General features: G+C 33.4%; 12 protein-coding genes. 4 read left to right on the plus strand and 8 right to left on the minus strand.

The features are described from left to right. Positions 1-246: 246 nt before the first annotated feature. Complete coding sequence (locus CD127_RS09980) at positions 247-1875, minus strand: PDDEXK family nuclease (RefSeq protein ID WP_103366606.1); 1629 nt, start codon at positions 1873-1875, stop codon at positions 247-249. A 117-nt stretch (positions 1876-1992) separates the two neighbouring features. After that, a complete protein-coding gene (locus CD127_RS09985; protein ID WP_103366607.1) occupies positions 1993-2619 on the minus strand; it encodes a lysophospholipid acyltransferase family protein in 627 nt (208 codons plus the stop codon). Between the two features lie 165 nt (positions 2620-2784). On the opposite strand from CD127_RS09985, the gene CD127_RS09990 reads away from it, so the two are divergent. Next, on the plus strand, positions 2785-4047 hold the full coding sequence (locus CD127_RS09990; protein ID WP_103366608.1) for a S1C family serine protease: 1263 nt from the start codon (positions 2785-2787) through the stop codon (positions 4045-4047). A 73-nt stretch (positions 4048-4120) separates the two neighbouring features. Here the strand turns inward: CD127_RS09990 and CD127_RS09995 are convergent, their stop codons facing one another. The 3 genes from CD127_RS09995 to tyrS form a co-directional block, all read right to left on the minus strand. Next, positions 4121-5530, minus strand: coding sequence for an MDR family MFS transporter (locus tag CD127_RS09995; protein ID WP_103366609.1), 1410 nt, complete (start codon positions 5528-5530; stop codon positions 4121-4123). 117 nt (positions 5531-5647) lie between these two features. Continuing rightward, positions 5648-6118, minus strand: a complete 471-nt coding sequence (locus CD127_RS10000; protein WP_103366610.1) for a MarR family winged helix-turn-helix transcriptional regulator — start codon at positions 6116-6118, stop codon at positions 5648-5650. Between the two features lie 128 nt (positions 6119-6246). Next, positions 6247-7509 carry a tyrosine--tRNA ligase gene (gene tyrS / locus CD127_RS10005; RefSeq protein WP_103366611.1) on the minus strand — a complete coding sequence of 421 codons (1263 nt, stop codon included), beginning with the start codon at positions 7507-7509 and terminating at the stop codon, positions 6247-6249. 411 nt (positions 7510-7920) lie between these two features. On the opposite strand from tyrS, the gene CD127_RS10010 reads away from it, so the two are divergent. Then, positions 7921-8850 carry a biosynthetic peptidoglycan transglycosylase gene (locus CD127_RS10010; protein WP_103366612.1) on the plus strand — a complete coding sequence of 310 codons (930 nt, stop codon included), beginning with the start codon at positions 7921-7923 and terminating at the stop codon, positions 8848-8850. Between the two features lie 91 nt (positions 8851-8941). Here CD127_RS10010 and CD127_RS10015 read toward each other — a convergent pair whose 3' ends face one another. Together CD127_RS10015 and acsA are read right to left on the minus strand one after the other, a co-directional pair. Beyond that, positions 8942-10609, minus strand: a complete 1668-nt coding sequence (locus tag CD127_RS10015; RefSeq protein WP_103298910.1) for a formate--tetrahydrofolate ligase — start codon at positions 10607-10609, stop codon at positions 8942-8944. Between the two features lie 423 nt (positions 10610-11032). After that, positions 11033-12742: an acetate--CoA ligase gene (acsA, locus tag CD127_RS10020; protein WP_103366613.1), complete on the minus strand. Its 1710-nt coding sequence runs from the start codon at positions 12740-12742 to the stop codon at positions 11033-11035. A 163-nt stretch (positions 12743-12905) separates the two neighbouring features. Here acsA and CD127_RS10025 point away from each other — a divergent pair, with 163 nt between their 5' ends. Together CD127_RS10025 and CD127_RS10030 are read left to right on the plus strand one after the other, a co-directional pair. After that, entirely contained in the window at positions 12906-13538 is a 633-nt protein-coding gene (locus CD127_RS10025) for a GNAT family N-acetyltransferase (protein ID WP_103366615.1), read from the plus strand. 28 nt (positions 13539-13566) lie between these two features. Continuing rightward, complete coding sequence (locus tag CD127_RS10030; RefSeq protein WP_103366614.1) at positions 13567-14721, plus strand: acetoin utilization protein AcuC; 1155 nt, start codon at positions 13567-13569, stop codon at positions 14719-14721. A 58-nt stretch (positions 14722-14779) separates the two neighbouring features. On the opposite strand, the gene ccpA is transcribed toward CD127_RS10030, so the two are convergent. Beyond that, a complete protein-coding gene (gene ccpA / locus CD127_RS10035) occupies positions 14780-15769 on the minus strand; it encodes a catabolite control protein A (RefSeq protein WP_103298913.1) in 990 nt (329 codons plus the stop codon). Positions 15770-15926: the final 157 nt, after the last annotated feature.

A 15926-nucleotide genomic window follows, 5' to 3' on the forward strand; every position in this document is an offset into this window, starting at 1 on the left:
AACCCATACGCATAGCGTATGGGTTTTTTACCTAAACACCTTAGTTTACAATAAATATTTTAATTACTCTAACTAAATATATATCATTTTTAAATAAAATAGACGTGTATTAAACTAACTAACGATATCGAAATCCCCCTTTATAATTTTTTACAAAAAATTTTTCTATTCTTACCACTTTTGTGATATTAGTTAAATTAGTATTAACTTCATAAAACTGATAAGATTATGCTTTTATTTATAATGTTACCATAAATATTCGCTCGGTATTTTTGTTAAAATATACTCTTTAGAAAGTGGTTCATTATATTTGATGGTGATTAATTTAATATTATTTTCTTCGCATAAATCTTGTTTAATTTGATCGTAGCGTTGTTGTTTTAAGAGGTGTGTTTCACCGCCCCAATGTTTTACCGCTTCGTAATGTTGAATTCCGTTATATTCAAATCCTATTTTTAATTCTGGTATATAAATATCGATTTCTAGTCCTTGTAGCCAATCTGGTCGATAGTGACGTTTACATTGATATTCATGAAAAATATCTTCAATGATTTTGAACATTGTAGTCTCAGAGGTCCACTTTTCTCCTATTTTTGCGACACCATATTCTTGGCGCAATATATTCTCAGATTGTTTAAAATAGTAATTATTCTTCAAGTCTTCTTCTATTTCAATTTGCTTAAAGTACCAACCATACTTTTCTCTAAAACGACTACCAAATTTATCAAATGGGTACTTAGGTGTTGTTTGATTACATCTAAAACAAATATTATCTTTAAACTTAATATCATTCATAGTGATTTCCTGATTCTTTAGGTGTGCATTGATTACTGGATGTAGATAATTTCTTATGTCTTTTTTACCATCAATTAATTTAACAAGGGCGGTTTGTGTACAACTACACATGTAAGGCGTCGTTTCAAAGCTATCTCTAAATGCAAAAAAGATAGAATTGTAACTCATAGGATAATATGTGATATATGCATCAACATCTTCATTTAATGAAAAGTCTATTTTTTGACTATGACTGTAGTTAAGAAAACATCTAATTTTATTATCAATTTTATGTTGAAACGCCTTGAATTCAGTTGAAATTTTAGTAGCTAATTCATTTTCTATATAAACTTCTTTATTCTTCCAATTTTTTATTAATTGAATAATTTCTTCAATAGTAAATTTATGTTCTAGGTATTCCATATCATTAGATACTTCTATGCTAAATTGCCCATCTGCATGTCTAAAAGATGCGAACTGTTGCATAAGTGCAATGACTTTTTGAAAGTTTTTAGCTTTGCTTGGCTTTAGAATAATTTTTAAAACATCTCTATTTTCAAATAACGGAACTATTTCTTCTTGAGTATGTTTGTATGCATTAGGATGGTTTAACGCTAAGCCATCTAGGTGCATAATCTTCTTTCCGTTAATTTCCTTCTCCATAGAGCGACTATTTAATGGGTGTAGTTCAAGGCGAATATTCCCCTCACTATTAATTGAAGTTTCTACTGCTCCTTCATATTGGCTACCATTTTCTAAAATATCTAGAATTTCTGTGGCTTCATTTAACGTTTTGAAAATTATAAAATGAGTAGATTGTTCCTCATTATTCGTAAAATTAAGTCTTAAGCACTTATCTCTTTCTTCACCATCAAAACTCACTTCAATAATATTTGAAAAAGGTATATGCAATGTTAAATGATTTGTGAGATTAACTATAAACAAGTCATTCAGTCCAAGATAAAATGAGCTGTAAATACTCTGTCCAAAATCATTATAGTTATAGCAAAAATCACATTCAGTTTTATAAAAAATTGTTGTATCACTATATGTATCTTTAATATATTGATCATTTGCTTCCATACTCTGACTATAATCCATTATCTTTCCACCCCTTGTTTCTTATTTATATGTAATGTGCACTTTTTAATCATTATATTATGACATAAAAATAAAGATTGAGAACGCGAATTGTCTCAATCTTTATCTGTAATCAACTTATTTTTCTTTTAATTTATCTTGAATTTGATGTAATTCTTTTTGTAGTTCTGAAGTACGTTTTTCAATTTCTTTAGTTAAAAACGTGATTTTTTCGTTACGTTTTAAGTCTTTTGGAATGTCTGATTGGTAAATAGGTTTACCAAATTTAATTAAGGCTTGTCCTGTAATTAAGCCATGTAATTTTGTAGGACCCACATATGCAGCTGGTAAAATTGGCGCTTTACCTAACATTGCGATTGTTGAGGCACCACGTTTTAAAGGCGCACCTTCTACAGCAGTACGGTGACCTGTTGGGAAGATCCCTACTGTTTTGTTTTCTTTTAATAAATTAACTGGGCGTTTTAACGTACTTGGACCTGGATTTTCACGGTCTACTGGAAACGCATTTAATGAAGTTAAAAATTTTCCGCCCCATTTATTACTGAATAATTCTTTTTTAGCCATGTAATGAATTTCATTAGGTACAAGCGCTAATCCTAACATAATGACTTCATTATAGCTTTCATGGGTACATGTTACGACATACTTATTATCTTTAGGGATATTTTCTTTTCCTAAAACGAATAATGACTTAGCCATTTTAACTAAGAAAATATCTAAAATTCTACTAATGATTTTATACATTTTGTCACCTGCTTCTTTTTTATACACTTTACGATTTTATCATTATACTTATTTTTGAACAACATTTCACAAAGATACATCTAAAGTCTGATAGTAGTTTACTGGCAAATTTTCCAAAAAATAAGCATAATTGAGATATCGACTAAATTAAAATGGAGGTTTAATATGTCAAATTATAATCAAGATAATTATTCGGAAAATGCAAATTATTATTCACAACCTAGAAAACCGAAATTTCCATGGTTTAAAACTATCTTGGTTGCTTTAATTGCAGGTATCATTGGGGCATTGCTTGTCTTAGGTGTCAGTAAGCTTATGGGTAACAGTGGTTTCAACGATAATGGTAGTCAAGTTCAAGAAGTGAGCAATAGTAAAGGTGGCAACGTACTTGATGGCAAAAGTGAAAAATATAAATCTGTCAATGCTATGATTAAAGACGTGTCTCCTGCTATTGTTGGTGTCATTAATATGCAAAAAGCGACGAGTTTAAATGATTTATTAGAAGGTAAGTCTACGAAAGCGCAAGAAGCGGGCGTCGGTTCTGGTGTTATTTATCAAATTAATGATAATTCAGCTTACATTGTGACAAATAATCACGTTATTAGTGGCGCGTCAGAAATTAAAGTTCAACTACATAGTGGTAAACAAGTAGAAGCGAAATTAATCGGTAAAGATGCTGTGTCTGATATCGCAGTATTAAAAATTGATAAAGTTGGCGGCATTAAATCAATGAAATTCGCAAACTCTTCTAAAGTCCAAACTGGTGATAGCGTATTTGCTATGGGTAATCCACTTGGCTTAGAATTTGCTAATTCAGTAACTTCAGGTATCATTTCTGCTAATGAGCGTACTATCGAATCTAATACCACATCTGGTGGTACTAAAGTAAATGTATTACAAACGGATGCGGCGATTAACCCAGGTAACTCAGGTGGTGCATTAGTAGACGTTAACGGTAACTTAGTTGGTATTAACTCTATGAAAATTGCTGCCGAACAAGTAGAAGGCATTGGCTTTGCTATCCCAAGTAACGAAGTTAAAGTTACAATCGAACAACTTGTGAAGAATGGTAAAATCGAACGCCCTTCTATTGGTATTGGATTATTAAACTTAAGTGATATTCCTGATTCTTATAAAAAAGAATTAAAAACTGATCGTGATGATGGTATCTATGTAGCAAAAGTAAGCCACGGTAGTGACTTAAAAGTTGGAGACATTATCACAAAAATTGATGGTAAAGAAGTTAAAGAAGATACAGATTTAAGAACTTATTTATATCAAAATAAAAAACCTGGCGAAACTGCTAAATTAACAGTTATTCGCGATGGTAAATCAAAAGAAGTGGCTGTTACACTAAAAAGTCAAAAATCAACAGCATCTGAATCATCATCTTCAGAATCTGAAAATAATAGTCAATTTATTAGATAATCATTAAATATTAAAAAACACACATTTTGCTAGTAATACATGCATCGTATTTTAGCGAAATGTGTGTTTTATTTTATGCAGTTGGTTGATTCTTATGTGTTAAGAATAACGCTGGAATAATAATGATAAGTAATGTAACTACTGATACTAAGAAACCTGCATGGTAAGCAGTAATGCTATGCGTCACTGAATTACCTAGACGGTTTAATACCATCGCAAGTGTCGTAGCAATGAAGGCAGTCCCGAAGCTTGCGCCCACATTTTCAATCATATTAATACCCACGCCTGCTTCAGCGATTTCATCTTCGCCAAGACCCATGTAGGCATCCGTGGTCATACCAAGATTAATGCCACCTACACTACAGCCTCGGATGAATAAAATCACTGAAAGCCATATAATGCTTGTATGTTGCGTGATAAATAATAATGGCACTGAGCCAAACATAGCGATAATAACGCTAATAATTACGACCCATTTAGCGCCATATTTATCAATGGCTTTACCAATATATGGACGCGTAATCAACATACCTAAACCTTGTGGAATTAAAGCTAAAGCCGCTTCAATTGCCGTATAATGTTTAAATGTTTGGAAATAAAGCGGAATAATAACCATCGGCCCCATAATGCCGATATTTGATAGGAATAATCCTACAAATGAAGCGCTATAATTTCTCTTTCTGAAAATAGATAAAGGTAAAATAGTGTCATTATTTTTATGTCGATTATAGAAATAATAGCCTATCATTAAAACTACGCCGATAATGATATAAATTAATGTCACAGAATTAAAGAAACTGTGATAGTCTGCTGCTTTAGTTAGACCATAAATAAATACTAAGCTAATTAAAGCTAAAAGGATAATACCGATAACATCCATTGATTTAGCTTTATTAAATGGTTTAAAGTCTGGTAAATATTTCATTTGAAGCGCAACTGCGATAATAACGACGACGATATTAATAAAGAACATCCAACGCCATGAAGCGAAGTGGACGATAAATCCACCAAGCACAGGTCCTAAAATGGGTCCAAATATCATTGGCGTGCTTACTACAGCCATGACTTTGCCAATATGTTCTTGGCCAGTCGTTTTAATTAATAAAGTAAACATCAATGTGGTAATAACACCAGCACTTAGGCCTTGAATGATACGGAATATTATAAAACTGTCGACGTTCCAACTTATACCAGCTAAGACAGAGGTCAATCCAAATAGAAATGAAGCGCCTATAAATACACGCTTGCCATTAAATTGGTTAATCAACCACCCTGCCACGGGAATAATCATGGCTAACGCTAAAATATAGCCTGTGATCCCCCATTGCACAGTATCTAAAGTTGTATTGAAAGTTTGATTAAGTTGTTTAATTGCGATATTAATCATCGTTGAATCAAGCATTGGCGCTATAGCACCTAAAGCAATGGCCCATGCGGCAGTCATTGTCTCTTTGGAAATTTGATTCGTCTTTTGATTAGACATGAATTCTCTCCTTTAATATTGTTTCTATGTCAACAAAAATATATGCTCATTTTGTTTCCTTGTCAACAATATATTGAGAAAAATTTTTTCTTTAGTCTTGAATTGTCGATTTCTTCTTTACGGTCTACGGTCTTGTTTAATAATTTCTTCATCCAAATGTTGATTATATCGGCGAATAAAAGCCATCATATTTTCAAATTCTTCATCAGTCATTGTTTCAAAGACTTTCTCATCTCTTTGTTGGAATTCTTGATGTAACTCTGAATGAATTTGATAAACGTGTTCACCTTCAGCTGTTAATTTAAAATAAATTTCTTTTTTATTATTAGGATTTCTGTAGTTTTCGATTAATCCTTTTTGTTGTAAACGTTTAGTAAGTTTACTAATTGCGCCTCGTGTCATATATAACGTATCAGCGAGATAACGAACATTAGGTTGTGAATGTTCTTTTATTGCTTCGATACAATGAACTTCACTTGATTTATAGCCTTTTAATGCGTGTTCCATTTTATCTTTATTTAGCCAACCTATTTTATTAAATAAATCTCTAAAGCTGTTCATTAAGATTTCTTCTTTATTTTTCTGCATGTTATATCACTCTTTTTGGAAAATTAATAATATACACATTATAGCTTACATGTGTCCCATTTTTCAGTAAAAAATATAGTCACTTAGAAGTGTTTATCTCCTAAGTGACTAAGTTTAATTATCAACAATTATTTATAATTTACCATGAAGTATTTTTTCTTACCGCGACGGATAATAGTAAATTCATCGTCAATTTTATCTTCACTGCTTAATTCGTAATCAACTGATTGTTGTCTTTCACCATTAATATAAATAGCTCCATTATTAACATCTTCACGTGCTTGACGTTTAGATGAAGCAATACCAGTTTCAATTAAGGCTTCGATGATATTTGTAGTGTCAGCTGATAATTCAACTTGTGGCACATCTTTGAAACCTTCTTTTAATTCTTTGCCTGATAATGATTTTAAATCACCGCTAAATAATGCTTGTGAAATACGAATCGCATCATCTAATGCTTCTTGGCCGTGGATGAATTTCGTTACATTTTCAGCTAAAGCTTTTTGAGCTTCACGTAAATGAGGTGCTTCATCTCTAGATTGTTCTAAGCGTTCAATTTCTTCTCTATCTAAGAATGTGAAATATTTTAAGAATTTGATAACATCTTCATCTGATTGGTTAATCCAGAATTGGTAGAATTCGTAAGGACTTGTTTTTTCTGCATCTAACCATACAGCACCTGATTCTGATTTACCGAATTTTTTACCGTCAGATTTAGTTACTAATGGAATTGTTAAACCGTATGCTTCTGTTTGACCATACATACGACGCATTAATTCAATACCACTTGTGATGTTACCCCATTGGTCTGATCCACCTACTTGAATTTTACAATTTAATTCACGGTTTAAATGACCAAAGTCAATCGCTTGTAAAATTGTGTATGTGAATTCAGTATATGAAATACCATTTTCTAAACGTGATTGAATTGAATCTTTACCTAACATATAGTTAACCCCTACATGTTTACCATAGTCACGTAAGAAGCTGATTAAAGAAATTTGGCTTAACCAATCTTTGTTATTAACTAAAACTGCGCCTTTTTCAGTGCCAAATTCGAATAATTTGTGCATTTGTTTGCTTAAACCTTGAACATTCACTTCAACTTGCTCTTCAGTTTGTAGCACACGTTCTTCTGATTTACCAGAAGGGTCGCCAATCATACCTGTTCCTCCACCGATTAATACAATTGGACGATGGCCATGTTCTTGGAAACGACGTAAAGTCATGAATGGTAATAAATGACCGATATGCAAGCTATCTGCTGTTGGGTCTGCACCACAATATAACGTTACTTGCTCTTTATTTAAAAGTTCTTCAATACCTTGTTCGTCAGTTTGTTGGTAAATTAACCCTCTCCACTGTAATTCTTCAATTAATGCATTTGTCACGATGACGTCCTCCTCTAAATATGATTTCAATATTGAATAAAGATTTAGCATTTTCAAAAATAAAAACGCCCCTACATTATTAAAAATGTAAGGGCGCTTGATTGCACGTTACCACCATACTTAAACAACACTAATACTTTAATAGCACTTTATAAATGGCATAAAAGTATAGTTGTTCTCTCTCTTAATGATACGTTCATTAATAAAACGTAGGATAATTCATACCAAGGTGTATTCATACAAAAGTAAGTGTTAGTTCGCAGCACCCACTAACTCTCTTGAAATCTTACTAAAATACTACTTCTCCTCTTATCCAATATATATTGAATTGCTTTTAATTATAGGTAAGAGATGTTTAAAAGTCAACTTCATGAATATGTTATACTATATTTAAATTTTAGGAGGTTCAAGATGAAAGTACGATTAACTCAAGCCTATAGAGGTGAAAAACTAAATACTTTTGAAAAAACCTATAAAAAATTAAAACATATTTGTGTAGGTCTATTTAGTGTTGCCTTATTATGTGCTGTTATTGGTTTTATTGGTACTGTATTGTATTTTCATCACTTAACGCATGAAGCCTCTCAGATTAGTAATGCAGAATTAAAACAAAAAGTGCTCCACTTTGCGGGTGACGATCTTTTAAATCATGATAATAAAAATATTTTACAAGAATATGATCGTTCTCAAAACTCTTTAATCGTAGGTCCAGCCCATGTCAGTCCAAATGTTATCAAAGCATTAACTTCATCTGAAGATACTTTATTCTATAGACATAGTGGTGTCTTACCTAAAGCATTAGTGCGTGCTATGGTGCAAGATGTGTTTAATTTAAAACAAAGTACAGGTGGAAGTACGATTACTCAACAATTAGTGAAAAACCAAGTACTTACTAGTAAAAAAACTTATAGTCGTAAAGCGAATGAAATTATATTAGCAATGCGTCTTGAAAAGATTTTATCTAAAAATGAGATTATTTATACATATTTGAATATTGTACCTTTCGGTCGTGATTATGAAGGGTCTAATATCACTGGTATTGCTTCAGCATCATACAGTTTATTTGGTGTGCCACCTTTTGAATTAAATATTGCTCAGTCGGCTTATTTAGTGGGTCTATTACAGAGTCCGTATATGTATACGCCTTATAATACAGATGGCAGTTTAAAGCCTTCTAGTGAAGTTGAAATTAGTATTCACAGACAACATTATGTATTGAAGAGAATGTTAGTTGAAGGTGTAATTAGCAAAGAAGAGTATATACACGCTAAGAAGTATAATATTTATCAACATTTGCTTACTAATCCTAAATTGCATAGTTCAAAGCAAACGTCTGCTTAAATTTGTTGGCGTATGGGGTTCTGCCTTTTCAAAAAGAAAAAAGAGCAGTAGAGATAACCTCTACCACTCTGTGTTAATCATCAAGTTCTTATTAGAATAAACCTACTGCATGTCCGTCTTCTGTAACGTCCATGTTTAATGCAGCTGGTTTCTTAGGTAAACCAGGCATAGTCATGATTGCACCTGTTAATGCAACGATGAATCCAGCACCTGTTTTAGCTTCTAATTCTCTGATTGTAATATCGAAGTCAGTTGGCGCACCTAATGCAGTTGCGTCGTCACTGAATGAGTATTGAGTTTTAGCCATACAGATTGGATATTTGCCCCAACCGTTGTCAGTGAATTCTTTTAATTGTTTTTTAGCTTTTTTACTAAATGTAACTGAAGAACCACCGTAGATATCTTTAACGATTGTTTCGATTTTTTCTTCTAATGATTGATCTAAATCGTATAAGAATTTGAAGTCGTTTGGTTGTTCGATAACTTCAAGTACTTGGTTAGCAAGCTCAACGCCACCTTTACCGCCTTTTTCCCAAACTTCAGTTAAAGCGATACGTACGTTGTTTTCTTTAGCCCAAGCTTTTACTGCTTCAGTTTCAGCATCAGTATCGTGGATGAATGCGTTTAATGCAATAACTGGTTCTACACCGAATTTACGGATGTTGTTAACGTGACGTTCTAAGTTAACGATACCAGCTTTTACTGCTTCAACGTTTTCTTCTTTTAAGTCATCTTTAGCTACGCCGCCATGCATTTTAAGCGCACGAACTGTCGCAACTAATACTACTGCTGATGGTTCGAAACCTGCTTCACGAGCTTTAATGTCGATGAATTTTTCAGCACCTAAGTCTGAACCGAAACCTGCTTCTGTAACTACGATATCAGCTAAGTCACGTGCAGTTTCTGTAGCTAAAATTGAGTTACAACCATGAGCGATGTTAGCGAATGGTCCACCGTGTACTAATGCAGGTGTACCTTCGATTGTTTGTACTAAGTTTGGTTTGATCGCGTCTTTTAAGATCATTGCTAAAGCGCCTTCAACTTTAAGGTCTGCAACTGTGATTGGTTTACGTTCGCGAGTGTAACCAATTGTGATACGGCTGATTTTTTCTTTTAAGTCGTTGATGTTACGAGCTAAACATAAAATAGCCATGATTTCAGATGCAACTGTAATGTTGAAACCATCTTCACGAGGTACACCATTTGTAGGTCCACCTAATCCAACTACTACATTACGTAATGCACGGTCGTTCATGTCTAAAACACGTTTCCAGTCGATACGACGAACGTCGATACCTAAATCGTTACCTTGGTGGATGTGGTTATCGATGAATGCTGATAAAGCATTGTTTGCTGTTGTAATTGCGTGGAAGTCCCCGTTAAAGTGTAAGTTAATGTCTTCCATTGGTAATACTTGTGCGTAACCACCACCAGTGGCACCACCTTTAATACCGAAAGTTGGTCCTAACGCTGGTTCACGTAATGCAACCATAACGTTTTTATTTAACTCATTAAATGCATCAGATAAACCTACTGTAACTGTTGATTTACCTTCCCCAGCTGGAGTAGGACTCATTGCAGTTACTAATACAACTTTCCCTTTGTTATCTTTAGGTTTAATTTGATTAATATCAATCTTAGCTTTGTAGTGACCATATTGTTCTAAAGCAGCTTCAGGAATACCTGCTTTTTTAGCAATTTCTCCAATAGGTTTTAATTCTGATTGATTAGCAATATCTAAATCTGATAAATGTGCCAACTTATTTCAACCCCTTATGATAATTAAAATATTTTTATGTAAGAAGACCTTTGCTTGAATGAAGGTTTCTTTAAATCTTACATATTAATAATAACTAACTATATAAGCGATGTCGAATTTTTGATAGCGTTTCCAAGCATTTGTGTAAAATTTAACTGAATGTTTGCGAATTTTAGAGTATTTAAATAAATAATCACTATATGAAGTTTACATAATAAAAATATAGTAATTATAATTAGTGATTAAAAACGGGAGCGAGACAGAAATTAAAATAATTTCGTCGTCTCGCCCCGGCAAGGATAACTAGAATTGAAAAAGCTTAATATAAGCGCATTTTCAATTCAGTTAGCTACTGCCAAAATGTGGAATGAGCCTGTTACATTTAATAATGTCCCAGGCTCGCTTTCATTTTCAAAAAATCAATTAATCTTCCATCGTACTTAAGTCACCAGCATCTAAATTTAATTCCCATGCTTTAAGCACACGTCTCATGATCTTACCAGAACGTGTTTTAGGTAATTTATCTTTAAATTCAATTTCACGTGGTGCAGCATGCCCTGACAAGCCTTCTTTAACAAATTTACGGATTTCTTCCTTAAGTTCGTCTGATGGTTCATATCCTTGTCTTAAAGAAATAAAGGCTTTAATGATTTCCCCTCTTACTGGGTCAGGTTTACCAATGACACCTGCTTCAGCAACCGCTTCATGTTCTACTAATTTAGATTCAACTTCAAATGGTCCAACACGTTCCCCTGCTGTCATAATGACATCATCTACACGGCCTTGGAACCAATAGTAACCATCTTCGTCTTTATATGCTGAATCTCCTGAAACATACCAATCACCGATGAAATAAGATTCATATTTTTCAGGATTTTTCCAAATTGCATACATCATTGAGGGCCAACCTTTTTTGATTGCTAAATTACCCATGCGGTTTGGTGGCAATTCTTTTCCAGAGTTATCAATGATAGCCGCTTCAATACCAGGTAGAGGTTTACCCATAGAACCTAATTTAACGTCCATTGATGGATAATTGACAATCATATGGCCTCCAGTTTCTGTCATCCACCATGTATCAAGCACTCTCTTATCATAAACCTCTTTAGACCATTTAATTACTTCAGGGTTAAGCGGTTCACCGACTGATAAAATTGAACGTAGAGAAGATAAATTATATTTCTCAACAATGTCATCCCCTGCACTCATTAACATTCTCAAAGCAGTTGGAGCAGTGTACCAAATCGTTACTTTAAATTCTTCAATCATGCTATACCACTGTTCTGGAGAGAATCTTCCCCCAGCAATACAGTTAGTCACGCCGTTTAACCATGGCGCGAACACCCCGTAAGAAGTTCCTGTAACCCATCCTGGATCAGCTGTGCACCAATAAATATCGTCCTCTTGTAAATCTAATACATATTTACCAGAAATATAATGTAATAACATTGCTTTTTGAACATGTAATACCCCTTTAGGTTGTCCAGTTGAACCTGAAGTGTAATGCAAGATTAAGCCATCATCTTCTTGTAACCATTCAATATCAAAGTCTTCACTAGCTTGTTTAAGTTCTTTGTTGAAATCAACATAGCCCTCTTCAACATCTTCATCTACAACAATGATTGTTTCAAGATGTGACAATTTGTCTTTAGGAATTCTGTCTAATAAACTATTTGTTGTAATAACTACCTTGGCTTCACTATTTTCAAGACGGTCTGTCACTGCTTTTTCCATAAAAGCTTCAAACAACGGACCAACGATAGCGCCTATTTTCAAAATACCTAGGAATGCAAAATAAAGTTCAGGTGTACGAGGCATGAAGATAAATACTCGGTCACCTTTTTGTACATTTGCTTTCTCAACTAATACATTTGCCGCTTGATTGGATAATGTTTTCAATTGCTTAAATGTATATTGTTCTTTTCGGCGCTCATCTCTGTAATTTAATGCAATTTTATCTCCCTTGCCTTCATCAATATGACGATCAATACATTCATACGCCATATTCATTTTCCCAGTTTCATACCATGAAAATGCCTTTTTCACTTCATCCCAGTTGAAATTCTCATAAGTTTCTTCATAATTTTTTAAATTATAATTACCATTTTGTGCTTCATAAACTTCTATTTTCATCATAAACTCCCCCTTGTTATAGTGAAAACGCTTTCTTAAAAAGTATTATACCTCAATTTTTGTGTTATTCAAAATTTTTAGATAATTATTACAATTTAAGTTGTTTATTAAACTAAAAATTATATAATATTATTAATCATTAGGTGAAATGGATGTGGAAGATATGAAACACAAAAAAACATACATCACTAAGCAAATGAAATTTGATCAATTTAACATAGTTGTTGAAGGTCCAATCGCACATGACGATTTAAAGCAATTAACTTTTGATGAAGCATTAAATGCCTTTCGCCCTTCTCAAGACCAATTTGAAGCACTATTAGAAATTACACAATTACCCGAAGGACGCATTTATATATCAAGAATAGACCAGCACATTATTGGCTATGTAACCTATCATTATCCCGATGACTTTGAACGATGGTCAGAAGGTCAATTACCTTATCTTATTGAATTAGGTGCAATTGAAGTCCATAAAGACTACAGACAATATCACATAGGCGGAGAACTCATTTCTCAAAGTCTTTCACAAGATGAATTTGAAGATTATATCGTGCTAACTACTGAATATTACTGGCATTGGGATTTAGCTCAAGCCAAATTAAATGTTTATGATTATAAAAAAATGATGCAGAAATTAATGGCTAAAGGTGGTTTAGAAGTTTTTGCGACGGATGATCCAGAAATTACAAGTCATCCAGCCAATTGTTTAATGGCTAGAATTGGTCGCAGAATTTCTCTTGACCAACAACAAGCGTTTGATGATTTAAGATATAAGAATCGCTTTCTTTTCTAAAAAGATAAGTGAAAGGAGTGTGGCATAAATGGTATCTACATACAAAACAGGCTTTGTCTATTCAGAGGAACTGCTAAACTATCGCTTTAACAACGACCATCCTTTTAACCAAATGAGGTTAAAGTTAACAACTGAACTGCTTCAGAATATGAATGTCTTAACAGAAGAGCATATCATTCGCCCTAGAATTGCGACTGAAGAGGAATTAGCCTTAGTCCATCAGTATGATTACATTCAAGCGATTAAACATGCTTCACATGGCATTTTAAGTGAAACTGAAGCTCAAAAATATGGTCTGAATACTGAAGATACATTTCAATTTAGACATATGCATCGACATAGTGCCAGAATCGTGGGTGGCGCACTCAATTTAGCAGACGCTATTATGGATGGCACAGTGCAAAATGGCTGTCATTTAGGCGGTGGTTTGCATCATAGCTTACCTGGTCGCGCTAATGGGTTCTGTATTTATAACGATGTGGCAGTTACATCTCAATACCTAGCTACTCATTATCATCAACGTGTCATGATTATAGATACGGATGCACATCATGGAGATGGGACGCAGTGGAGTTTTTATACTAGTAATAAAATTTTGTGTTATTCCATTCATGAAACTGGTAAATTTCTTTTTCCTGGTTCAGGACATTATACCGAAAGAGGCGAAGATTTAGGATTTGGCTATACTGTCAATTTGCCACTAGAACCTTATACTGAGCATGATAATTATTTAGATATCTTAAGAAGTACTGTTAAAAGCGTGATTGAGTCATTCAAACCAGATATCATCTTGAGCGTGCATGGCGTCGATATTCATTATTTAGACCCCTTAACACATCTTAGCTGTTCTTTAGAAACGTTATATGAAATCCCCTATATAATTAAACAATTCGCTGATGATTATACGAATGGTAAAGTTATCATGTTCGGAGGCGGTGGTTATAACATTTGGCAAGTCGTGCCACGTGCTTGGAGTCATATATTTTTAGCTCTTTTAAACGAGCCTATACGTAGTGGCCCTCTTCCTGAAAAGTGGCTAACAAAATGGAGTACCTATTCACCAGTTAAATTAGCGAAACAATGGACAGAAGATTATCGAGATTATCAACCAGTGCTACGTACTAAAGCAATTTCTGAAAAAAACTTGAAACGCGCCCAACGAATTATTGATTGGTATAGTTAAAATTTTGTGTTTACATAAAAATTGCGAGTTACGTTGTTGTAACTCGCAATAAATACAATTATTTCGTTGTGCCACGATATTCAATTCGATGAGGTAAAACCACGTTAGGCTCTTCAATTTCTTCTTCATTCATATATTTAGTTAGTAAGCGCATGCCTACTGCACCAATATCATATAAAGGTTGAATAATACTAGATAATCTAGGTCTTACCATTTCAACTAAACGTGTATTATTAAAGCTAACAATTTGTAAGTCTTCAGGAACTTTTATACCTGCATCTAAAGCGCTATGCAAAATACCAATTGCTTGTTCATCACTAATTGATAAAATAGCATCTGGTAAATTGTCTTTAATTTCATCAAAGACTCTAATACCATCTTTATAGCTTTCAGAGCCAGATAATTGTAACGTTTCATTTAATTTAAGATTATTCTTATCAAGTGCTTCTCTTAAGCCAGCAAGAACGTCCTCTTGTGCTTTTTTAGAATAATCTCCGCTGACTAAAGCAAATTCTTTAGCGCCTGACTCAATTAAGTGTTCAGTGATTTCCTTCGCTGCTTCTTTAAAGTCAATATTAACTGAAGCAATGTTATCATCTTTACCATTTGTACCAGACACTACTACAGGAACTGATGATTGATTAATTAAGTCTTTAATTTCTTCTGAAATTGTTCCTCCTAAGAAGATAATTCCATCTACTTGTTTACTAAGTAAATTGTTGAAAATTTCTTTTTCTTTCTCAGGATCATTATCAGAATTAGAAATAATTGAGTGGTATTTATACATAATCGCAATATCTTCAATACCACGTGCTAATTGTGAATAATAAATATTAGAGATATCTGGGATAATAACGCCTACAGTTGTCGTACGTTTACTAGCCAATCCTCTTGCAACAGCGTTTGGTCTGTAATTTAAGCGTTTAATAACCTCATTTACCTTTTTACGAGTCTCAGGTTTTACATTTTGATTACCATTTACTACGCGTGAAACTGTCGCCATCGATACTCGAGCTTCTCTCGCAACATCATATATCGTTACTGTCATAATATCCTCCTTGTAAGCGTTTTATTTACTATTATAACGTGTTTTCATTACATTTTCAAAGTTTATCATAAAAACGGTTTGTGTTAAATAAATTAATTATTTATTCACATTTATGTCATAATTTAATATTAAAATAGTTAATACGCTATATTAATAC

Source organism: Staphylococcus petrasii (genome assembly GCF_002902565.1).
In the GTDB taxonomy this organism is placed as follows: domain Bacteria; phylum Bacillota; class Bacilli; order Staphylococcales; family Staphylococcaceae; genus Staphylococcus; species Staphylococcus petrasii.

Bases quoted from the DNA above. Each gene is read 5' to 3' on its own strand.
- ccpA (WP_103298913.1), bottom strand. From the start codon at position 15,769: ATGACAGTAACGATATATGATGTTGCGAGAGAAGCTCGAGTATCGATG.
- CD127_RS10030 (WP_103366614.1), top strand. From the start codon at position 13,567: ATGGTATCTACATACAAAACAGGCTTTGTCTATTCAGAGGAACTGCTA.
- CD127_RS09995 (WP_103366609.1), bottom strand. From the start codon at position 5,530: ATGTCTAATCAAAAGACGAATCAAATTTCCAAAGAGACAATGACTGCC.
- CD127_RS09990 (WP_103366608.1), top strand. From the start codon at position 2,785: ATGTCAAATTATAATCAAGATAATTATTCGGAAAATGCAAATTATTAT.
- CD127_RS09985 (WP_103366607.1), bottom strand. From the start codon at position 2,619: ATGTATAAAATCATTAGTAGAATTTTAGATATTTTCTTAGTTAAAATG.
- CD127_RS10000 (WP_103366610.1), bottom strand. From the start codon at position 6,118: ATGCAGAAAAATAAAGAAGAAATCTTAATGAACAGCTTTAGAGATTTA.
- CD127_RS10010 (WP_103366612.1), top strand. From the start codon at position 7,921: ATGAAAGTACGATTAACTCAAGCCTATAGAGGTGAAAAACTAAATACT.
- CD127_RS09980 (WP_103366606.1), bottom strand. From the start codon at position 1,875: ATGGATTATAGTCAGAGTATGGAAGCAAATGATCAATATATTAAAGAT.
- CD127_RS10025 (WP_103366615.1), top strand. From the start codon at position 12,906: ATGAAACACAAAAAAACATACATCACTAAGCAAATGAAATTTGATCAA.
- acsA (WP_103366613.1), bottom strand. From the start codon at position 12,742: ATGAAAATAGAAGTTTATGAAGCACAAAATGGTAATTATAATTTAAAA.